We start from the raw sequence: 21,746 nt of genomic DNA, 5'->3' as shown, positions 1-21,746 counted from the left end.
ACGAAACGTGGATTGACTTGCACCGACCGTCAACTCTCTAAACCAGCTTCTATTACTACTACTCCTTCTCACTGTTATTACACATATAAGTTACGTGAACTATCCTTCACCTAGTATCTCTTAAGAGCTTACTTAAAGCGAGGACTTCTCGGTTAATCGTTACTCTTAATAACTAACGAATTCATCTTAAGACAGCCGAGCTATCTCCCTTGTTCTAAAGGTTGTTTTATTTAAATATATTCTAAAACATGTTACATGTTCCGTCAAACTAAACTGCAATTTTTTCTTCAACTGTTTCTTCTACTTTTACTCGTTTATCATAAATGCTCGTTGCTATAAGCGCTACTACAAGCATTACCATGATTGCTATAAACAATACTTCCATATTGTATAAATCCACAATTGCTCCGCCAACGACCGGCCCGAACATTTTCCCTACAGTCGCCGCACTATTTACAACCCCTTGATAAAACCCTAATTTATCTTTTGGTGCAAGTATATTTGCAATCGTTGGAACCGCAGGCCATACAAATAACTCACCTATTGTTAATGTTACCATCGCAACGAGGAACATCGTAAATTGTTGCGCTTGACTTAACACAATGAATGAAGCTGCAAAAATGAAGATTCCAATCATAATTTGCTGTTTTAAAGAACGCTTCATCCAGCGAATTAGCATACTAACAAGTGGCTGTGCACAAACAATCATTGCTCCGTTTATCGTCCATAATAAACTATAGTGACGAAGGCTAATATTCAATTCTTGCATATGTGTTGCAATCGCTCCTTGCCACTGTACGTATGTAACCCAGCATAAAGCATATGCTACACACACGATAAGAAGTGCTTTAAATCCAGGTGTAAGTGACCAACCTTTTTTCATTTCCACTTCTTTTTGTACTCCTGGCTCCTTCTTGTCTTCCATACCACGGAATCCAATAAAAGCAATTAAGAAGAAAACAAAGTATAAAATAAAGTTCGCTAAGAAAATATAATCAAAACGATACGATGCAACTAATCCACCACATGCTGTTCCGATCGCAATACCAACATTTTGTCCAACGTACATCGCATTAAATGCCCGTCTTCCGCCTTCTGGCCAAACCGTACCAACCATCGCATACATCGATGGGAAGACCATTCCAGAACCGAAGCCGATTAACGCTAGCCATACAACATATAACGGCCAACCGTGGAAGAACACAAGACCTAAAATTGATACAAGTGTAATCACAATCCCTACTAAAGTTGATTTATAACCGCCCCATTTATCAAATAAAACACCGCCGAGCAAGTTTCCGATTACACCAGTAAGCGAGTTGATCATTAATACCATTCCGGCCACAGATAAAGATTTTCCCAAGTGATCATGTAAATAAATTGTATTAAAAGGCCATAAAAAAGAAGCACCCGTGACATTAATAATCATCCCAGCTACTAATAGCCATACTTTCCTTGGCATAGCTTCCCCTCCTATTCTATTTTTTTCGTTCATATATATAACAGTAAAATTGTAGTCGTTTTTAAATAGGAAGGCAACTGATTAATAGTTGATGAAATTCAGATAATAGTTCGTCGGTAAATGAATTTATATTGGTTGCTTCTTGGATTATATCAGCGATTATCAGAATATATCGGCGCAACTACAAATATATCCGCGATTATTAAAATATATCGACTTACCGACAAAAAACGACAACAGTAACAATATATAAAAGGGTAGACTGCATGAAATTTTCATGCAGTCTACCCTTATTTGTACTATCCAACTTCCTTTTCTCGCTTCACACGTTCTTTAGCACTCCATTTAAACACCTTATCTAGTAGCGAGTATATTCTCCCAGATTCTTTCGTTAACAAAGGTCCTAACGATGCTAATATTAAAACATACAAAGCTGAGAACGGTTTAATCGCTGCCATTAAGCCACCCGCAATTCCAATATTCGCGACGATAATAGAAAATTCTCCGCGTGATACAAGTGTTAAACCGATATTCGTAGAAGCCTTATGCGATAACCCAGCTTTACGCCCCGCAACCATTCCAGCAGTAAAATTACCGATAAGAGTAATGAAAACTGCTCCTAATGCCAACCACACTGCTCCGCCAAGTGAAAATGGGTCTATACTTAAACCGAAGCTGAAAAAGAATATAGCTCCAAAGAAATCACGAAACGGAACGACAAGCTGTTCAATTCGATCACTATGCTCTGTTTCAGAAAAAACGAGTCCTAGTAATAATGCTCCAATTGCCTCTGCAACATGAATCGTTTCTGAAAATCCTGCTACAAAGAACAAAATAGCGAATATTACAATAATAAAAATTTCATTGGACGAAATATCTAACATTTTATTTAAAAACCGTGTAGCTTTTCTAGCAACTACAAAGAATAGTAGCATATAACCTACTGCGATTAAAATAGATGTAAGAGCACCTACAAATGATGTTGCCCCTCCAAGTACTAATCCTGAAACGACTGATAAATATACCGCTAAAAAGATATCATCAAACATAATGATTCCTAAAATTAGCTCCGTCTCTTTATTACCAGATCTTCTTAAATCAACAATTACTTTCGCAACAATTGCACTCGATGAAATTGTTATGATCCCAGCAATAATTAATGTTTCTAATAAGGGGAAACCCATTATATATCCGTAAAGTAAACCTAATATAAAATTAAGCGATATATGAACAGTTCCCCCAAAAGCAATTGATTTTCCTGATTTAATTAATTTTTTAATTGAGAATTCTAAACCTAAGTAAAATAGGAGGAATATGACGCCAACACGGCCGAGGAAAGAAATAACTTCTCCACTTTCAATAAATCTTAAATCGATAAGCCCTAAATCTGGGGCATGAGGCCCCACTAGCATACCGAGTATAATAAGAAACGGAATAATCGAGAACTTTAACTTTGCAGCGAGAATAGCTGCAAAAGCGACTAATACTAACGCAGTTCCAACTTCAAAGATTAAAGTATCCATCGATTATGAATCCCCTCCTACTGAAAGCAACTCATTAATAATTCTTTTCACTTCATGTCTTTCACCTGATAATACGAGCATATCGCCAGCTTCAATGATAGAATCTGGGCCTGGATTAAAGAACTTCTTCATATTCTTTTTCAAAATGGCAATAATCGTTACGTTATATGTGTTTCGAACATGTAAACTACCAATTGTTTTTTGTACAACTGGTGCATTATTTTCCACCTTAAACCACTCAATTGATAATCCCTCAAAAGCCATTTCAATCGTATCTAAAGCTTGTGGCCTATATACCATTCCGCCCAATATAGCTGCAATTTGTCTCGCTTCAGAATCACGAAGAGAGACGCTTGAAATACTCTCTTCATGATCAGCATCAAAATGGTACATTTCTCTTCGGCCATCATCATGAATAACGATAACCATCTTTTCATTACCTTTTGTAATCACTTCAAACTTACATCCAATACCCGGCAGTTCACTCTCTCTAATATTCATATTTTCCGCCTCCTAATTTTTTAGTTACGGCTTTTATAAATCGACATCAATCTCCGTTTTAAAGCTCTCATCCTTTGAGATACCTAAATACTTTAGTGTCTCTGATGGAGTCGCGTGATGAAAATGTTTTTGCAATAGTGCAATCGCTATCCCTCTTTTGTACGCATGAAATCCGAACGTTTTTCGCATTGAATTCGTTCCGATTTTACCAACAACTCCAACTGCTTCTGCAGCATTATGAATTACACGATACGCTTGTTGGCGCGTAATTGAATTTGGCGTTTTATTAGATTGGAATACGTAATTTTCTCTTTTAACGCCAATAGATTGTACGTAATCTAAAAGCGCTTCTTTTACTTTTGTATTTAAATAAATATCTTGTTTAAATTTTTCATCTTTCACAGGAAGAGCATAAAACTCTTTAACAGTCCCGTCTTCATTTAATACATCTTCAAATTTCATGCTAAGTAGTTCTGTAATTTTTAATCCTGTGTTAATTCCAATAACAAATAAAAGATAATCTCGCTGGGAGTGCTCTTTTAAATATTTTTTCATAGCCTCAATTTGGCTTATATCTTTTAATGCCTCTACAACTTCCATACATGTATTCTCCTCATCTTATGAACGGTAATTTTCTCATTATGTTGTCCATTTTACCTTATCATGCTATGAGATTTCCATGTGTTATCCATTATTTTCACAATATACTCAGGTGGTTCTGAAAACTTTCAATGTGGAAACTTACGATTGTATAAATACGTTGCGGTAAAAAAATGTGGGGATAAAAGTTCAGCTTCTTTCTACAGATTGGATTCCTCCTTTCCTTATACAGCTACTTCTACTTTTATATTACGTTACTTACTTACATTATATTATACATTTCAGTAACATTAAAGTGTTTTTTCTGAAAATAATAAAAACCGAGCGTTTTTGCTCGGTTTTTATTATTAATCTTCTTTCGGAAGAACAATTCCTTTATACAATTGAACTGTAATGAAGTAATAAATCGCATAAATAACTACGAAAATTACGATTGGTATCCAAATACGAAAGTACGGATCGATTAAAATAAATCCGAAAATATTCATACCAACTAATACGTGAGCGATACCCACAATTGCTGGGAATAAGAATACTAAGAATAGCTCTTTATAAATCGATTTCGTTAATAACTCACGGCGCACACCGATTTTACGAAGCATTTGATAACGCGTAATATCTTTTGATGCACCAGAAAGAATTTTAAACATAAGACAGCTTGCCATCATTGCTAAGAACGCAATTCCAAGGAAGAATCCCATAAATACTGTTCCACTCGCAATGCCATAGAACCCACTATAAGCTTGATATTTACTATCCATTTGTTCAGCTTTTACATTTTTATATTTATCTAGCTGCAACTCGTCAAGTTTTTTCCATTCTTTTTTATATGTTAAAAAATCATCTGTTTTTCCGATAAATGCTATACCTTCTTTACCATTTATCCCATCATACATTTTTTGATCTACAATTTTAATTGCATGATCATTGTATAAATAATATGGATGGATTGTACTAAAAGCATCTGTCCATTCCGCTGAAAGTTCTTTAGTATTCGCATCTTTTTGATTCATCTCTCTAGAAACTGCACCTACCGGTAGTTCCTCTGAAACTTTTTTCGTATTTACTAAATCCTTCATAGACTTCATCTTTGCCATATCTTTTACGAAAGGACGATTTTTCTCTAAATCTTCTTTTACATAGTAAACGTATTTATCATCAACTTTGTAACGATATTCGCTTTTCTCTTTAAATGTAATACCATCTAAAATTTTCTTTTCTTCAGCTGTTGGATTATGAACTACTGAATCATATATTACTAAACCATCTACCATTTTTATAACGTTATTTTTAAATGCCATACCACCTGAAATTGCACCAGCTCCAAGTGCCACTAACATTGCCACTGTTGCAAGTACTTTTGTTAAACTATTAATTCGGAAGTTTAATTGTGCAAATGTAAAAGCATTAAGTCCTTTTTCACTACGCTTTTTATTACTTTTTAACTTTTTAATAATGACTGGAAGAAGTGAGCCAAATAGCATGTAAGTACCAGCTGTCGTTGTAATTAATGCAATAAGGATTCCCATCTCTTTTAGTTTTTCCATATAGATCATAGATGCATAACCTATACCTAATAAAATAACAGCAAGGAATGCCACTACAACTGTCTTTTTACCTTTTACTGCAACACGCTCTGTTTGTGCATCTGCATGTACTAGTTGCAATACAGAAATACGTGACAATTTAATACTGTTCATAATTGCTGATAATACAAATAGTGCAAAGAAGAAGATGCAAGTAACAGTCATAGATGGTAGATAAAATGCTTTATACCCTTCACCAGCAAATTCAAGCTGTTTCATTAATAACTGTCCAATACCTTCTGCAAGTCCTACTCCAACTGCAATCCCGATTGCAAGAGACGCAGCACCTAATACGATTGTTTCAATAAACATAAGTAATGTAACTTTATGTTTTTTCGCACCTAACATCATATACATACCGAACTCTTTTTGACGAAGAGATAATAAGAAAGAGTTTGCATATAAAATGTAGAAGAACGTTATAATTGCTAATAAAAATGATCCTGCTTGGAATACGAATCCAATAGATTTAATCACTGAATTAGATTCTAAAAATGCTTTATTCAGTGCTAACGTTTGGAACATGTAAAAAATTGAAATCGACATGACAAGACCGACAAGTAAGACGATATAATCTTTCAGCTTACTTTTCAGCCCCGACATGGAAAGTTTAAATAACATACTGGAACCTCCTTTCTTACGCCTTTTGTGTACCTAAATCTGCAAGTACATCTAAAATTTCTTTGTAGAACTCTTCACGCGTACCACCGCGATGAATTTCTTTATATAGCTCACCATCTTGAATGAATAAAATACGCTGACAGTAACTTGCACTATATGGATCATGCGTAACCATCATAATCGATACGCCTTGATCTTTATTTAAGTTTGTCATCGCATCAAGTAAACTCGTTGCATTTTTAGAATCAAGCGCTCCTGTTGGCTCGTCCCCTAAAATAATTGCCGGCTCATGCACTAAAGCACGCGCTGCTGCTGAACGTTGTTTCTGTCCACCAGATACTTCAGATGGATACTTTTGAAGTATTTCTGTAATCCCTAACATATCCGCTACTTTTTCTACTTTCGGTCCAATATTACGTGATGCGACACCTTGAAGAGAAAGTGGAAGTGCAATGTTTTCATAAATAGATAAGTTCTCTAATAAGTTAAAATCTTGGAAGATAAATCCTAATTTTTGCGAACGGAAATCTGAAAGCTCACCTTGCTTCATTTTTGTAATATCCGTTCCCGCAATTTCAACAACGCCGCCCGTTGCCTTATCTAACGTTGAAATTACATTTAATAATGTCGTTTTACCGGAACCAGATGGTCCCATAATTCCAACAAACTCACCCTCTTGAATTGAGAATGAAACACCCTTTAACGCGTGTGATTGGTTCTCACCTTTTTTACCGTACACTTTTTGAACGTTTTTCACGTCTACAACTGGTTTCGTCATATATATCCTCCTACGCTTGTTTTTCCATTACCTATTTTGCGCTTTTTAGAAGTGAACTGCTATTTGTTAACATTACAATTACCTTACACTTTTGTAAGATAGAAAATGGATGCGTGTAAGGTTGGCTTTTCATACTAGTTCACATTTCGACATAGTAAATCGGTAAATGAAATTACATCGGCGATTGTTAAAATATATCAGCGGTTCTTACACTTTTATCAGCGATTTTTCAAATATATCGGCGATTCTTACACTTTTATCAGCGATTACCAAAATATATCGACTTATCGACAAAAGATGACAATAAAAATAGGCTGTTCCGCGAAAGGAACAGCCCACTGATTAAAGTTTCACTTTATTTCTTTAAAGGTGTTACCGTCCAGTACGTAATAACACGCCAAACCCATTCTAATGGACCCATTTTAAAGATTTTCATCCAAATTACACTAAACACAATTTGAATTGCATAAATTGCGATACATACATATAGCGTCTGCATGTATGTTAAGTTACCTGCAAAGTTAAATACACTACCAGCAATTAAAATCATTGCCGTTTGTCCGATATAATTTGTTAAAGCCATACGACCGTAGTATTTCAATGGTGCTAATAATGTTTGAACTGGTTTTAACTGAAGTAATAAAATTAATGCTCCTACATAGAAAGCTGAAATAATTGGTCCAACAGTAATACCAATTTTTAGAAACTGGCTTGCAGCATCCATTGTTCCATCTTCATTCATCAATATCATATTTACAAATGGGCCAGCAGGCACGTGTCCATATTGATACCATACAGCTGCCACACTTAAAACAAACATAATGCCTGTAAAAATAGCGACTTGCTTTATGTTTTTTGAAAGATTTTCAAATACACGATATTGTCCTGCAGCAAGTCCTAATAAAATTAAGCCAAGTGGTAATAGTTCTTTAACTCCCATTACACTGAAGGCAATTGTCAAAATAAGTCCTAGTGCTAGGTTCACTTCTTTTTTCGCTTTATAAAACGGCAAAACGATTAACCCACAAATTGCGTATAACGCTAGTGCTTCTCCAGGCTGAAACATTTGATGAATTAAACCAAAAATAAATAATGCTACTAAGCGACGTAAAAATAAAACATAGCCATTCTTCCCTTTCGCAATCGCTCTTGAAATAAAGATATAGAATCCCACTCCAAATAAGAATGAGAAGATTGAGAAGAAACGACCTTCTACAAATAAGTATAAAAATCTTTGATAGCTAGCATCTACTGTATTAGGATCTGGAGTTTTAATATTAAGTAGCGCTAGAATATTTACTAAAATAATCCCCAGTAATGCGAAGCCACGAATGTAATCTAACTCATCAATTCGTTTGTTTGTAATATTGTTCCCCATAAAGCAGCTCCTTGTCCAAAATTTAATCCTCCCTTACTCTACTGGAAAAGTAAGCTTACAACTATCGGCAAACCTTACAGGAATCTTACATTATTGTCATATAACAAAATAAAACCAGGTCATATTGCGACCTGGTTTACTCTGATTGTTTTGATTTTTGAGGTTGTCCTTTTTTACTATTACGCTGTTTTACTTGAACAATGGGATCAAGTTCATTCGAAAACTCAGCGTTATGTCCATTTTGTGTTTTTTGCTCTGGGTTATTTTGATCTGAACGTTTCGCCATTACATTCACTCCTTATTAGTGCGGTGTAATAATCATTTGATGTTGCAATTGGCGAATTGCCATACGTGCTCTATTTAATTGCTCACGTTGCTCATCATTCGCATGTTGTTGCATCGTTTGTAAATCGTTATACGCTTGTTCTAATTGTAACTGTGCATCTGAATACTCCATCGTATTGTAATGCTCTTGTCTCATGCCTTGTTCTAATTGTTCTTTTGCATATTCCACCGCTTGTTCCGCTTGTGTAATATACGATTCAAGTGATTGACGCTCTGCCATAATTGTCCCTCCTTGCTTCAATTCCCCTTTAGTGTGTCCCTTCCATCTCTACCTTATGAGTATGTTATAATGGATTTTGTTTCATTTTGACTCGGCTTAGGAGGGAAAATAATGAAGGTTCAAAACCCTTTTCCATATACAAACGACAATAAACGTTATCATACATGGAATTACCATTTACGAAATGAATTTGGTGAAAAAATCTTTAAAGTTTCATTAGATGCTGGCTTCGATTGTCCGAACCGTGATGGTACAGTTGCTTACGGTGGTTGTACATTTTGCAGCGCTGCCGGATCTGGCGACTTCGCTGGTGATCGCCGCGATGATGTTATAACACAATATCATGAAATGAAAGAAAAAATGCGCTCAAAGTGGAAAGATGGAAAATGTATCGCTTATTTCCAAGCGTACACAAATACACACGCACCACTTGAAGTGTTAAAAGAAAAATTCGAACCGCTTCTAGCAGAAAAAGATGTTGTCGGTCTTTCTATCGCAACTCGTCCAGATTGTTTACCAGACGATGTCGTTGAATATTTAGCGGACTTAAATAAACGTACGTATCTTTGGATTGAACTTGGACTACAAACCGTTCATGAACGCACTGCAAACCTTATTAATCGCGCTCACGATTATCCGTCTTACGTGGAAGGCGTAAATAAATTACGTAAGTACGGCATTAGAGTTTGCTCTCATATTATTAATGGTCTTCCACTTGAAGATTACGACATGATGATGGAAACAGCTCGTGAAGTAGCGAAACTTGATGTACAAGGAATTAAAATCCACTTACTTCACTTATTAAAAGGAACGCCAATGGTGAAGCAATATGAAAAAGGACAACTCGAATTCCTTTCTCTTGAGGATTACGTAAGTCTTGTTGTTGACCAACTTGAAATTATTCCAGAAGACGTAATTGTGCACCGTATCACAGGTGACGGCCCACCTGATTTAATGATTGGTCCAATGTGGAGCTTAAATAAATGGGAAGTATTAAATTCCATCGATGCAGAATTTGTACGCCGCGGAAGCTGGCAAGGAAAATATGCAAATGAGGAGAAACAACAATGAAATTAGAACGTGTATTACCGTTTGCTCGCACACTGCTGCAAACGGCTGTTAAAGAAGGCGACTACGCTGTAGATGCAACACTTGGAAATGGTCATGACACTTGCTTCCTAGCTGAAATTGTTGGGGATAGCGGAAAAGTATTTGGATTTGATATTCAAAAAGAAGCGATTGAAAGCTCAACAACTCGTCTAAAAGAAAAAGAACTTTTTGAACGTACTGTTTTAGTTCACGATAGTCACGATACACTTCTATCCGTACTACCAGAAGACGCAAAAGGAAAAGTAACAGGCGCTATCTTCAACTTAGGTTACCTTCCTGGCGGTGACAAGCATATCGTTACAAAACCGAACTCAACAATTTCGGCAATTGAACAATTACTAGAAGTAATGGCACCTGAAGGTATCATCGTCCTCGTCATTTACCACGGACACCCAGAAGGACAAGTAGAACGCGACGCTGTTCTCAAATTTGCAGAAGAGCTAGACCAAAAACAAGCTCACGTACTGCGATATGGCTTCATTAACCAGCAAAATAATCCGCCATTTATTGTGGCGATTGAGAAACGATAAAGTGAAACTTTAATCAGTGGGGGGAATCCCCACTGATTATTAGTTGAACCAATCGGGCATTTATGGGCAGTTTATCTCCCACCTAACATCTTTGCTCCAGGCGAATTTTAAGGTGGGAGTTTTACTGGCCGTTAATGCGGGGTAATATATCAACGATTTTTCAATTATATCTATCGTAACTCGGGATATATAAACGATTTTTTCGATATATCTATCATAACTTACAATATATCAACGATTTCTCGGATATATCGACGATTCGACAAAACATAACAAAAAAAGACGTGCACTCATTGCACGTCTTTTTGTTATTCTCCTATATAATGGATATAAACATTCTTAAAGGAGACGACACAATGATCGGAATACTAGCAGGAATGGGGCCAAAATCAACTGGACCATTCGTCGATACAGTTGTAGCAGGGTGTCAAACAATATACGGAGCAAAGCATGATATGGACTTTCCTCATATGATGATTTATTCATGCCCAACACCGTTTTACATGGATCGCCCTATTGATCACGAAGCGATGAAAAAAGCGATTATTGAAGGAGCACAAAAACTTGAAAGTACTGGCGCAAGCTTTATCGCTATGCCGTGCAATACGGCGCATCTTTATTTTGAAGAATTACAGCGTTCTCTTTCTATCCCGATTTTAAATATAGTCGATGAAACGTTACAAGCAATTCCTGAAAATATAAAAAGAGTCGCTCTTCTCGCAACAGAAGCAACTGTTCAATCTAGGATTTACCAAGATGGGATTACAAAGCGTAATATAGAATACATTCATCATGAAAAATGGCAGGAAAGCATTAATCAAATTATTACTTGCATTAAATCTGGAGAGATTGAAGAAGCTCGCGAATTGTGGAATGCGCTCGTTTTACAATTGAGAGAGGAAGTTGATACGGTAATTATCGCATGTACCGATTTGAATGTGGTGGCGAGTGAGGATTTTGTTGATTCCTCTCAATGTCTTGCGAAAGCGGTTGTTAGGATGTACTTATCAAATATAAAGAGATCTTCATAAACATAGAAAACACTCCTTCTAAAATGTGTTTTATGTTTAATAAAAATCCCACAAACTTTTAACTTTCTTCACAATTCTTTCAAAGTAATCACACTTAATCTCGCTATATTAAATAAGTAGTTATTCATATAGGGAAGGTTAGGGGAACTAAGAGTATGAAAGTAAATCGTTCGCTTCATTACATTTTTTGGCGTTGGCATTTTTATGCTGGGCTTTTTATTACGCCGCTTCTTATTACTTTGTCACTGAGCGGAATTGGGTATTTATTTCGGGAGGAAGTTGAAGATTTCATCTATAAAGATTTATATTTTGGGAAGAGCGCCCAAACAGAGTCTATTTCGATGTCTGATTCTATTTCCTTAACCGAGAAAAAATATCCACATTATAGTGTGGCGAAAATTAGTGAGTTTAATGGGGATTATAATACAAGACTTACGATTACAAATGAATATACAGGGCAACAAAAGTATGTATATTTAGATAGCAATAATCAAATTGTCGGAGATCAAAACGCAAGTGAAACGTTTGCCAATATAATGCGGGAATTACATAGTTCTCTTTTAGTTGGTGGCACTGTCATCAACTATACTGTAGAACTTGCGGCGTGCTGGACAATCTTTTTAATTGTAACTGGTTTGTATATGAGTATACGACAGTTCAAAAACACACCAGTATCCAATAAGCGAGAAAAAGCAAAACGACGTCATTCTATTATCGGTATTATATTTACAATTCCACTCGTTCTGCTAGTCGCATCTGGATTGCCATGGTCAGGATTTATGGGTAACCAAATTTATAAAATTGCGTCGTCGAATGAATCGCTCGGATATCCGAAATTGTATATGGCGCCGCCTGAATCAAAGGTAAAAGAATTGCCATGGGCAACAAGAAAAGAAGCTCCTCCTGAATCGGATTCAAATGAACCGAAAGCTATTTCTGTCGATGAATTACAAAAAGGAATTGAAATAAAGAAGCCATACGTTATCTCACTACCAGCTGATCCGAAAGGTGTATTCACTGTTTCGAAATCGAGCGGTTCTGGTATTACAGGTATGCATGTTGCACCAAATGAAGAGATAACAGCTTACTTTGATCAATATAGCGGAAAGCTTATTTCCAAAACGGACTATCGTGATTATGGATTACTTGCACAATGGTTCACTTACGGCATCCCGCTTCATGAAGGACATTTATTTGGATGGCCAAATAAAATATTATGCTTACTAACAACATTATCTCTACTACTTCTTATTTATTACGGAGTAAAAATGTGGTTAGCAAGAAAGCCGAAAGGAAAATTAGCAGCACCTCCAAAACAAAGAGATAAGAACAGTATATTCGTTTTCTTTATCATGATGGTTATACTGGGCGCTGTCATGCCTTTATTTGGATTATCTGTATTAGTGATTTTTGCGATTGAACTTCTTATATATGTATTTTCAAAAATACAATCATAATGAAAAGAAAACCACTCTACATGAGTGGTTTTCTTCATCACTGCGCTGTTTTCTTTCGGTACATCTTCCCGTTCCAATAGAAGAATCGTGAAGTGAGGCCTCCGTACTTTACAATGCGCCGTGCCATTTTGTGCATATTCTTTTGTGCTGATACTTTTTGATCTGATAAATAAATACCAAGTAACCCTCGGCTTATGAGACGATGAAACTTCGCATGAGGCAAATCACCAATGCTCTTCTCTGCTTCTTCTACAAAGTGTTTCATCCGATCTAATATCGCTTGCTCGTTTTCGTAATAACTACAGAAATTCAAATCTCCGCCTATACGGTCTTCTTCTTGATCAATGAAATAATCAAGCAAAATATGAAGTCCTTGTACGTAAGGGAAGTATCCTTGTCTAATTTTCGCAATATCTTCATCATGTAATTCATCATGAAAGGCATATGCGACAAGACAGAAAATTCCAAGTGTAGAACCGGCACATGCTGAAAATTCAAACCAACTCATCTCTGGTAAGTTTTCTTTATGTGCTTCAAACCAATTTTTCAGTCGCGGCTCTCTTTCTTCTAATTTCACGTGTTTATGAATTTGCAAATCACAATAATAACAAGCAAGTTCATGAAGAACAGGAGCAATTTTGTCATAGTGCTTCGTTTTCTTTAAAACATCTTGGCATGTTTCAACAAGTTCATCTAAATAACCACCATCATCTTGATCATCACGATAACGATAATAATTACCGCCACCTTCTACTTCAGGTGATAATGCCATTAACATCGATTCATGCAGTGCGGCAAAATCATTTGGATCAAGTGATGTACTGCGATCACATAAATTATCTAAATAGTCGCTGATCGTTTGATACGCTACGATAAAACGAATACATTCTTCTCGGTATTCATTTGCTAGCAGAGCTAAAATGCCACCGCCCTCACAATGAAACGTTTTATGCTCAATACTTGCGATTGCCTGACTATGAAGCTCATCATTCGGAATATGGTAGGCACGCTCTTTCCACATCGCTAGCTCATGGTGTACAACCGGAAACACATCACGGTATACTTTCGCCATGAGCGTTATGGGATTACTCGGTACGTTCACTTCTTCCTTCATCTCCTCTATTAAATGTACAAATAATGATTTATTTATTTGTTTGTTTTTACTATATTATTGACATGCATTTCAGTAAATGACTGAATATAACTCAAAATTTCATCACGCTCATACTCATTTAATAGCTCGTGATAACAATTCGGCCATTCTTTAAAAGCCTTATCACTTATTTTAACATTATCAAACCAAGTGCGGACACGTGTTTTATCTACAAGTTTATCCTCACAAGCTTGCATTAGCAAGAGCGGAACATCTGGAAAATCATCTATTTTTTTATGAGCAATTTCGATAGACTTAATCAATTCACTATACCAACGTACTGATACTTTGCGCAAGAACAAAGAATCATTCTCCATTGCATCTCTCACTTCATGGTTACGTGTTGACATTTCCACCGTAAGATTCGTTGCAAATTGCAATTTTGGAGCCACAACATTTAATATTCTTGAAGCAAATTGAAGCGGAGCAGAGGGTCCAGTCACTACCCCTAAACAAGGCGAACTCAAAATAATACCCTCTACATCTTCTCTCTTCGTTTCTTGCATCATACGAATGACAATAAGACCACCCATACTATGACCGAATAGAAAAATAGGTAACCTATACTTTCTTGCTTCTTTCACCCATAATTTAACTTCCTCTATGTATTCATCAAATGAATCAATATGTCCTCTATTTCTTGAAGTCGTTCCATGTGACGGAAGATCCCCCATCACGACGTGGTAGCCGATATGATTCCACATTTCCGCAACGGCTTCGTAACGTCCGTGATATTCCATTGCGCCGTGCACAATAACAATGACCGCCTTTGCTTCCTCCGCTTCATAATTCCACATACGGCTCTCCTCCATTTCACTCTTTCTCATAATTTGATACACTAAAACTAGTCTCTAGGAAAGGAAGACTTTACATGATATATCCTTACAAAGAAAAAAAACCGAAAATTGCGAGTAGTGCTTTTATCGCTGACTATGTTACGATTACAGGCGATGTTTCCGTTGGCGAGGAATCAAGTATTTGGTTTAATACAGTCATCCGTGGTGATGTGTCACCGACAATCATTGGAGACCGAGTAAATGTACAAGACCAATGTACACTTCACCAAAGCCCGCAGTATCCTCTTATTTTAGAAAACGACGTAACAATTGGGCATCAAGTCATTTTACATAGTTGCCATATTAAGAAAGATGCTTTAATTGGAATGGGATCTATTATATTAGATGGTGCTGAAATTGGCGAAGGAGCTTTTATCGGCGCTGGAAGCCTCGTTTCACAAGGAAAGAAAATTCCGCCGAACACGTTAGCTTTCGGTCGTCCCGCGAAAGTCATTCGTGAATTAACAGAAGAAGACCGTAAAGATATGGAGCGTATTCGCACGCAATACGTTGAAAAAGGTCAATATTATAAATCATTACAGAAGTAAATTTCCGCTGCCATAAGATTGGCAGCTTTTTTTATATAAAATCTAACTTTTTCTTTACAAAACATTATTACTCCCTCAACAAAATCTTATTAAAATAAAAGCTAATATCTCCATATATATGTAGATGAGGGAGGAGAATTTTCATGAAGGTCAGTGGATTATATAAAATAGAATGTTACATTTTCAGAGGAATTAACCGCTACTTTGATCAAAAAACATTAAATATCTTTTTCAGCAATATTACTCATATCGGTGGCGCGACTTTCTCCATCGGACTCACACTTTTCTTTTTAATTTTCGCAAAGGGAACTTTGCATCAAGCTGCAATTGCAACTGCTATTTCGTTAGCAATTAGCCATATTCCTGTGCAAATATTAAAAAGGTGGTATCCGCGAAAACGTCCTTATTTAACAATTCAGGATGCAAAATATCCAGTCCATCCATTAAAAGACCACTCTTTCCCGTCTGGTCATACAACAGCCGTTTTCTCTGTCTTCATTCCATTTATTTGCTATAATCCAAGCTTACTTGCTTTCCTATTACCGTTAGCGTTATGCGTCGGTATTTCACGTATTTATTTAGGCCTTCACTATCCGTCAGATGTATTCGTCGGTATGTGCCTTGGCACTTGTTCTGGCATCATCTCTTTTTATCAATTCATCCCACTTTTCACATAAAGGAGTGATATGATGAGAGTCGCCATTTTTACCGATACTTTTACGCCACAAGTTAACGGGGTTGCGAAAACGTTAGAGCGATTAACACAATATTTTCAGAAAGAACAGATCGCCTATTCTGTTTTCGCCCCTCAGCATACAGCTGAAGATAATTTTGTAGCGAATGTGAATAAGATGAGAAGTATCCCGTTAACAATATTATATCCAGAATGTCGTTTTTCTTTTCCTACTCCGCGCATTAAACGAGAACTACTTTCCTTTAAACCTGACATTATTCACATTGCCACACCTTTCAACATGGGACTTTGTGGATTGTATTATGCAAAAAAGTTAAACATCCCAGTTGTCGGTTCTTATCATACTGATTTCGATGCCTATTTACGTTATTACAAAATCGAATTCCTCTCCAATATGCTGTGGAACTATTTAAAATGGTTTCATAGTCATATGCAAAAAAATTTTGTACCTTCCTTTGAAACATTACATCAATTAAAAAACAAAGGCTTTCAGACCCTCTCTATATGGGGACGTGGTGTAGATTGCACACTCTTTCATCCTGCTTACAATACAGACCTATTCCGAAAAAAATATAATATTACAGCGAAGTATGTCCTTTCCTATGTTGGACGAATTGCTCCTGAAAAAGATATTGATACGCTGCAACACCTTATCGTTAAAACAGCACATACTCGAAACGATATTCATTGGCTCATTGCAGGAGACGGTCCTCTAGCAACAAGTTTACGTGAAGCTGTTCCGAAAACAAATATCACTTTTACTGGCTATTTACAAAGTGCAGATTTAGCTGAAGCATATGCTTGTTCTAACATAATGGTGTTTCCATCAGCTACTGAAACATTCGGAAATGTCGTACTTGAATCACTCGCATGCGGTACACCTGTCATTGGTGCAAGTAGTGGCGGGGTTAAAAATATTATTACAGATGGAAAAACGGGAGTTCTTTGTCCGCCTAAAAATGAAGATGCATTTCTATCATCCATTTATTTTTTATTACAAAATGAAGAAAAACTTGAGCAGATGGGAATAGCAGCTTCATCTTTTGCGAAATCAAAGAGCTGGGATGAGATCTTTCGCGGTTTGCTTAACCAATATGAAGAAGTCCTGCAGCATAACGCATCAGAGTTGCTTGCTTAAATAGAAAAACTCCCTTCAAAAAAACGAAGGGAGTTTATTACATGGTCATAAATTTTAGTTTAATAAATGATACATAAGGTTAAACATTGTTTTATTTCTATATTAATTATATCAAAAATAAACATAACTAAACAGACTTGTAATAAAAACCCATAAAAATTAATATATGGTTATACAGTATTTTAAACTGTATAATGATTTTAAGAATTCCCCTTAAAATCAACTTACTCACATACCTTTATACAGCAATTGTTCCCCAATTCTGTATATCAAAAAACCTTTCATTCATTTGAAAGGTCTTTTTGAGCCTGCACATATTCTTCTTTCGTATTTACATTTATAAACCAATCCGCATTCGCCTGTACATCTTCTCCAGAAACATACTTCACATTACATAGTGATAAAAGCTGGCCCATACTTCTTTTTTCTTCCTGAAGTAAAGCATAAATCTTTTCTTTCACGCGGTTATGATACGCCGCAAGTAGCGGTTGTTTTCTTCCATTAATAATAGGTACAACCGCATCATATTCATTGCTCGTTTGCTCTAGTAAAATGGCAAACCATTGATGCGAAACGTTTGGTGCATCGCAAGGCATAATAGCGTACCAATCTGCTTCTATGTATTCCATACCTGATACAATGCCCGCAAGCGGTCCATTTCCTTTATAGTGCGGGATATCTTCTATAACAGGAACTTGTACGAATTGCTCTACTCGCTCTTTTATATCAGTATGGCTAATTACTACAATGTCTTGCAAAGTAGTTCCCATCACTTTCACAATATGCTCAACAAAAGTAGTTCCCTTCCAAATTGCTAACGCTTTCGGCTCACCAAATCTACTCGACATACCGCCCGCTAATACAATTCCAGCACACTTACTCATTGGCGATGCAGCTCAAATGTAATATGGCCTAATTCCGGTAAAATTAATTTATTCATCGCAAGTCGAACCGCTCCGCTAGACCCTGGCATCGAGAAGACTACTTTGCGCCCAATTGTACCACCAATCGCTCTACTTAACATTGCGCTGCTTCCGATATCTTCTAAATAACTAATCATACGGAACAGCTCACCAAATCCAACAATTTCTTTATCTAATAACGCTGATACTGCTTCAATTGTGACATCACGTTTCGTAATACCAGTACCGCCGTTTGTTAATACAACATCTACATCTTCCTTATGATAACCAGCTAACACCGCTTGCTGAATACTTTCTTTATCATCTTTTACAATTTCATAAGAAGTTACTTTATGTCCCGCTTCTTTTAACAATTCATGTAATAGTTGTCCGCTCTTATCTGTTTCTTCCGTACGTGTATCGGAAATTGTAACAATCTTGCAACGCACTTCTTTTGGAGCTTGTTTTTTATGTTCAGTTACACTCATTTTTTATCTTTCCTTTCTTAAAGACTTTTCTTCATTTTATCATACATACCTTTACACAATTATGTATGAAGCCAATCATGCACCATGATACAATATAAGTATACTAACCCACAAAAAGGAAAGTGTACTTTCTTATACTCCTAGACTACACATCTTTAGCTACTCTTTATATTTTCTACATAATAGAATTCAATTTTAAAACTTGTACTAAAAAATAAATTGGAGGTCTACATTGTATGGAACTTTATAAAAAATTAACAACAACATTTATCCTCTTATTCATCGCTTCAATCACTGTCGGCTTTTCCTTAAAAGGCGCAATTCCATACGCTACATTAGTAAGCATTATATTCGCGACACTATTTTTACTAAGTAGTGCCTTTTGCGCAAGTAAAGCACGTCAAATGAAAGGTTGATCACATATGTTCAAAAAGAAATCAATCTTTTGTAAATCATGTAAAACAGAAATACAAACGTATGAAAAAGCGTGGATTCATATGCCCTTTCCGGCGAATGGCATGACGAATATGAAAAAGTATATTGAATTAGAAGGACAAATTTATTGTAGTTCGTGTGTTGAGATAATGAACAAAAACCAGTAAATACAAAAGGGGTGTTTACATTGTTTGAATCCAACCGTATCCAGTTACGAAAGTTTTCCGAAGATGATATTCTAACATATTATAAATGGCATAATGATATAGACGTTATGAGTTCAACTACACTCACTCTTGATAAATATTCCTTTCAAGACACAGAAAAACTTTGCCGGCAATTTATTCATTCTTCGAACTCTAAGAGCTATATCATTGAAGAAAAAGCTACGCATCTTCCAATTGGTATTACTTCTTTAATTCATATTGATTCGTATAATCGAAACGCTGAATGCATTATTGATATTGGTAAAAAGGATTACTGGGGGCAAGGTTATGGGCAGGAAGCTTTAACCCTATTATTGGATTATGCATTTTTAGAATTAAATTTACATCGCCTTTCTTTACGAGTATTTTCTTTTAACGATAGAGCAGTTAAATTATATAAATCACTTGGTTTTCAACATGAAGGAACTTGTAAAGAAGCTATATTCCGCAACGGCACTTGGCATGACATTGAACTCTTCGCTTTATTCCAACGTAATTATAAATAAAAAAAGCTTTGCGCTCACCGCGCAAAGCTTTTTTTCATATATTATAGACCAGCTTGCTCTTTTAAAGCTGCAGCTTTGTCTGTACGTTCCCATGATAGATCTACATCAGTACGTCCGAAGTGGCCGTAAGCTGCTGTTTGTTTGTAAATTGGGCGACGTAAGTCTAACATTTTAATAATACCAGCCGGGCGAAGATCGAAGTTGTTACGAACTAGTTCTACTAGTACGTCTTCAGATACTTTACCAGTGCCGAATGTATCAACTGAAATTGATACTGGTTGTGCTACACCGATTGCGTATGCAAGTTGTACTTCTGCTTTTTCAGCAAGACCAGCTGCTACGATGTTTTTCGCAACATAACGAGCTGCATATGCTGCAGAACGGTCAACTTTTGTTGCATCTTTACCAGAGAATGCACCGCCACCGTGGCGAGCGTATCCACCGTAAGTATCAACGATGATTTTACGTCCTGTTAAACCAGCATCACCTTGTGGTCCACCAATTACGAAGCGGCCAGTTGGATTAATGAAGAATTTCGTTTCTCCATCCATTAATTCTGCTGGTACTACAGCTTTAATTACGTGCTCTTTTAAGTCGCGATCGATTTCTTCCCATGTAACATCTGGGTGATGTTGTGTAGAAATTACGATAGTATCAACACGTACTGGTTTACCATTTTCATCATACTCAACTGTAACTTGCGTTTTTCCATCTGGACGTAAGTATGATAATGTATCATCTTTACGTACTTCAGTTAAACGGCGAGCTAATTTGTGAGCAAGCGAGATTGGAAGTGGCATTAATTCTTGTGTTTCATTACATGCAAAACCAAACATTAAACCTTGGTCTCCTGCACCAATTGCCTCAATCTCAGCGTCAGTCATTTGACCTTCGCGTGCTTCTAGCGCTTGGTCAACACCCATAGCGATGTCAGCAGACTGCTCATCGATAGATGTTAAAACAGCACAAGTTTCTGCATCGAATCCGTATTTTGCGCGTGTGTAACCAATGCCTTGAATTGTTTCACGAACGATTTTCGGAATATCTACGTAAGTAGAAGTCGTAATTTCCCCCGCTACCAATACTAAACCAGTTGTTACAGTTGTTTCACAAGCTACACGTGCATTTGCGTCTTTTGATAAGATCGCATCTAAAATTGAATCAGAAATTTGGTCACAAATTTTATCTGGATGTCCTTCAGTTACAGACTCAGATGTGAACAGATGACGTTTTTTTGTCATGTGGTAAACCTCCCTACAGTAATTGTATATATTGTACGGAACTCATCCTTAATTTGCCACAAACTGCGACATACATTTATTCTCCCACACAAGCATACAGAAAAACCTTTCCTACTTTACATAGAGGAAAGGTTTAATTTGCTACTTGCATACTGCTTTTTGCCCTTCGCTCTTATCGTTCGAGACCTGTAGCCTCGCACAGGTTTTAGCACCTATTCACCTGCATTTATCAATACAAGTGAGGTTGCTGGGCTTCATCGGGCCTGTCCCTCCGCCAGCTCGGGATAAGAGAGTATCCGTCCCAACCTATACTAAAGAAATGATATTCATTTGTCAATTAATATTCACATTTTCCTGAAAGTTTTTCTCAATACGCCTGAAATGAAATATTAATAAGGAAATAATGCATTCACACAAACAAAAAGAAATAAATAGTATACATTATTTATATAATTGT

General features: G+C 36.4%; 24 protein-coding genes, 1 riboswitch and 1 other annotated feature (1 of these 26 cut by a window edge). Of the genes, 10 read left to right on the top strand and 14 right to left on the bottom strand.

The window, feature by feature from the left end:
• Nucleotides 1-81: a binding site (T-box leader), on the bottom strand (it extends 139 nt beyond the left edge of the window).
• Nucleotides 82-268: 187 nt separating this feature from the next.
• The 9 genes from ES895_RS00305 to ES895_RS00260 form a co-directional block, all read right to left on the bottom strand.
• Nucleotides 269-1,462, bottom strand: a complete 1,194-nt coding sequence (locus tag ES895_RS00305; RefSeq protein ID WP_001137554.1) for an MDR family MFS transporter — start codon at nucleotides 1,460-1,462, stop codon at nucleotides 269-271.
• Nucleotides 1,463-1,761: 299 nt separating this feature from the next.
• Nucleotides 1,762-2,985 (bottom strand): cation:proton antiporter, encoded by a 1,224-nt coding sequence (locus ES895_RS00300; protein ID WP_000380174.1) that lies wholly within the window; start codon nucleotides 2,983-2,985, stop codon nucleotides 1,762-1,764.
• 3 nt (nucleotides 2,986-2,988) lie between these two features.
• Nucleotides 2,989-3,486 carry a cation:proton antiporter regulatory subunit gene (locus tag ES895_RS00295; protein WP_001026053.1) on the bottom strand — a complete coding sequence of 166 codons (498 nt, stop codon included), beginning with the start codon at nucleotides 3,484-3,486 and terminating at the stop codon, nucleotides 2,989-2,991.
• Between the two features lie 33 nt (nucleotides 3,487-3,519).
• Entirely contained in the window at nucleotides 3,520-4,086 is a 567-nt protein-coding gene (locus ES895_RS00290) for a tyrosine-type recombinase/integrase (protein WP_000454205.1), read from the bottom strand.
• A 347-nt stretch (nucleotides 4,087-4,433) separates the two neighbouring features.
• Nucleotides 4,434-6,293 (bottom strand): FtsX-like permease family protein, encoded by a 1,860-nt coding sequence (locus ES895_RS00280; protein ID WP_000897799.1) that lies wholly within the window; start codon nucleotides 6,291-6,293, stop codon nucleotides 4,434-4,436.
• 16 nt (nucleotides 6,294-6,309) lie between these two features.
• A complete protein-coding gene (locus ES895_RS00275; protein ID WP_000165837.1) occupies nucleotides 6,310-7,071 on the bottom strand; it encodes an ABC transporter ATP-binding protein in 762 nt (253 codons plus the stop codon).
• 355 nt (nucleotides 7,072-7,426) lie between these two features.
• A complete protein-coding gene (locus ES895_RS00270) occupies nucleotides 7,427-8,449 on the bottom strand; it encodes a DUF418 domain-containing protein (RefSeq protein ID WP_087967200.1) in 1,023 nt (340 codons plus the stop codon).
• A 136-nt stretch (nucleotides 8,450-8,585) separates the two neighbouring features.
• Nucleotides 8,586-8,735 (bottom strand): hypothetical protein, encoded by a 150-nt coding sequence (locus ES895_RS00265; RefSeq protein WP_001129340.1) that lies wholly within the window; start codon nucleotides 8,733-8,735, stop codon nucleotides 8,586-8,588.
• 15 nt (nucleotides 8,736-8,750) lie between these two features.
• Nucleotides 8,751-9,014 carry a YtzC family protein gene (locus ES895_RS00260; RefSeq protein WP_000840871.1) on the bottom strand — a complete coding sequence of 88 codons (264 nt, stop codon included), beginning with the start codon at nucleotides 9,012-9,014 and terminating at the stop codon, nucleotides 8,751-8,753.
• Nucleotides 9,015-9,125: 111 nt separating this feature from the next.
• Between ES895_RS00260 and mnmL the strand changes: the two genes are divergently transcribed.
• The 4 genes from mnmL (at nucleotide 9,126) to ES895_RS00225 (ending at nucleotide 13,142) form a co-directional block, all read left to right on the top strand.
• Nucleotides 9,126-10,085: a tRNA modification radical SAM protein MnmL/YtqA gene (gene mnmL, locus ES895_RS00255; protein WP_135238122.1), complete on the top strand. Its 960-nt coding sequence runs from the start codon at nucleotides 9,126-9,128 to the stop codon at nucleotides 10,083-10,085.
• Complete coding sequence (gene mnmM, locus ES895_RS00250) at nucleotides 10,082-10,654, top strand: tRNA 5-(aminomethyl)-2-thiouridylate-methyltransferase MnmM (protein ID WP_000764497.1); 573 nt, start codon at nucleotides 10,082-10,084, stop codon at nucleotides 10,652-10,654. The genes mnmL and mnmM overlap by 4 nt, the downstream gene beginning before the upstream one ends.
• A 356-nt stretch (nucleotides 10,655-11,010) precedes the next feature.
• Nucleotides 11,011-11,685 carry an aspartate/glutamate racemase family protein gene (locus ES895_RS00235; protein WP_061654612.1) on the top strand — a complete coding sequence of 225 codons (675 nt, stop codon included), beginning with the start codon at nucleotides 11,011-11,013 and terminating at the stop codon, nucleotides 11,683-11,685.
• Between the two features lie 155 nt (nucleotides 11,686-11,840).
• Nucleotides 11,841-13,142 carry a PepSY-associated TM helix domain-containing protein gene (locus ES895_RS00225; RefSeq protein ID WP_061654613.1) on the top strand — a complete coding sequence of 434 codons (1,302 nt, stop codon included), beginning with the start codon at nucleotides 11,841-11,843 and terminating at the stop codon, nucleotides 13,140-13,142.
• Nucleotides 13,143-13,179: 37 nt separating this feature from the next.
• Here the strand turns inward: ES895_RS00225 and ES895_RS00220 are convergent, their stop codons facing one another.
• Together ES895_RS00220 and ES895_RS00215 are read right to left on the bottom strand one after the other, a co-directional pair.
• Nucleotides 13,180-14,244 (bottom strand): tetraprenyl-beta-curcumene synthase family protein, encoded by a 1,065-nt coding sequence (locus ES895_RS00220; RefSeq protein WP_065703002.1) that lies wholly within the window; start codon nucleotides 14,242-14,244, stop codon nucleotides 13,180-13,182.
• A gap of 44 nt (nucleotides 14,245-14,288) precedes the next feature.
• Nucleotides 14,289-15,092, bottom strand: coding sequence for an alpha/beta hydrolase (locus ES895_RS00215; RefSeq protein ID WP_000267424.1), 804 nt, complete (start codon nucleotides 15,090-15,092; stop codon nucleotides 14,289-14,291).
• Nucleotides 15,093-15,166: 74 nt separating this feature from the next.
• On the opposite strand from ES895_RS00215, the gene ES895_RS00210 reads away from it, so the two are divergent.
• The 3 genes from ES895_RS00210 (at nucleotide 15,167) to ES895_RS00200 (ending at nucleotide 17,511) form a co-directional block, all read left to right on the top strand.
• Nucleotides 15,167-15,679 carry a gamma carbonic anhydrase gene (locus tag ES895_RS00210; protein WP_000640186.1) on the top strand — a complete coding sequence of 171 codons (513 nt, stop codon included), beginning with the start codon at nucleotides 15,167-15,169 and terminating at the stop codon, nucleotides 15,677-15,679.
• Nucleotides 15,680-15,822: 143 nt separating this feature from the next.
• Nucleotides 15,823-16,356 carry a phosphatase PAP2 family protein gene (locus ES895_RS00205; protein WP_000868595.1) on the top strand — a complete coding sequence of 178 codons (534 nt, stop codon included), beginning with the start codon at nucleotides 15,823-15,825 and terminating at the stop codon, nucleotides 16,354-16,356.
• A 12-nt stretch (nucleotides 16,357-16,368) separates the two neighbouring features.
• On the top strand, nucleotides 16,369-17,511 hold the full coding sequence (locus ES895_RS00200) for a glycosyltransferase family 4 protein (RefSeq protein ID WP_065703000.1): 1,143 nt from the start codon (nucleotides 16,369-16,371) through the stop codon (nucleotides 17,509-17,511).
• 281 nt (nucleotides 17,512-17,792) lie between these two features.
• Here ES895_RS00200 and ES895_RS00195 read toward each other — a convergent pair whose 3' ends face one another.
• Both ES895_RS00195 and ES895_RS00190 read right to left on the bottom strand, forming a co-directional pair.
• On the bottom strand, nucleotides 17,793-18,395 hold the full coding sequence (locus tag ES895_RS00195) for a molybdenum cofactor guanylyltransferase (RefSeq protein ID WP_000030834.1): 603 nt from the start codon (nucleotides 18,393-18,395) through the stop codon (nucleotides 17,793-17,795).
• Entirely contained in the window at nucleotides 18,392-18,901 is a 510-nt protein-coding gene (locus ES895_RS00190) for a MogA/MoaB family molybdenum cofactor biosynthesis protein (RefSeq protein ID WP_000117124.1), read from the bottom strand. Before ES895_RS00190 ends, ES895_RS00195 begins: the two co-directional genes overlap by 4 nt.
• Before the next feature lie 236 nt (nucleotides 18,902-19,137).
• On the opposite strand from ES895_RS00190, the gene ES895_RS00185 reads away from it, so the two are divergent.
• Genes ES895_RS00185 through ES895_RS00175 form a run of 3 tightly spaced genes read left to right on the top strand, consistent with a single transcriptional unit; the run spans nucleotide 19,138 to nucleotide 20,048 of the window.
• Nucleotides 19,138-19,317, top strand: a complete 180-nt coding sequence (locus ES895_RS00185) for a hypothetical protein (protein ID WP_000424800.1) — start codon at nucleotides 19,138-19,140, stop codon at nucleotides 19,315-19,317.
• A gap of 6 nt (nucleotides 19,318-19,323) precedes the next feature.
• The gene (locus tag ES895_RS29645) at nucleotides 19,324-19,503 is read left to right on the top strand and encodes a hypothetical protein (protein ID WP_000473617.1); all 180 of its coding nucleotides are present in this window, start codon (nucleotides 19,324-19,326) and stop codon (nucleotides 19,501-19,503) included.
• A 20-nt stretch (nucleotides 19,504-19,523) separates the two neighbouring features.
• The gene (locus ES895_RS00175) at nucleotides 19,524-20,048 is read left to right on the top strand and encodes a GNAT family N-acetyltransferase (RefSeq protein WP_000464120.1); all 525 of its coding nucleotides are present in this window, start codon (nucleotides 19,524-19,526) and stop codon (nucleotides 20,046-20,048) included.
• Between the two features lie 41 nt (nucleotides 20,049-20,089).
• Here ES895_RS00175 and metK read toward each other — a convergent pair whose 3' ends face one another.
• A complete protein-coding gene (metK, locus tag ES895_RS00170; RefSeq protein ID WP_000163123.1) occupies nucleotides 20,090-21,289 on the bottom strand; it encodes a methionine adenosyltransferase in 1,200 nt (399 codons plus the stop codon).
• 169 nt (nucleotides 21,290-21,458) lie between these two features.
• A riboswitch (SAM riboswitch) is annotated at nucleotides 21,459-21,580 on the bottom strand.
• Nucleotides 21,581-21,746: the final 166 nt, after the last annotated feature.

The organism is Bacillus sp. 007/AIA-02/001 (genome assembly GCF_004634455.1).
Lineage (GTDB): Bacteria > Bacillota > Bacilli > Bacillales > Bacillaceae_G > Bacillus_A > Bacillus_A cereus.
Note: the sequence above shows the minus strand (reverse complement) of the source record. Positions and strands in the feature narration are given on the sequence as shown.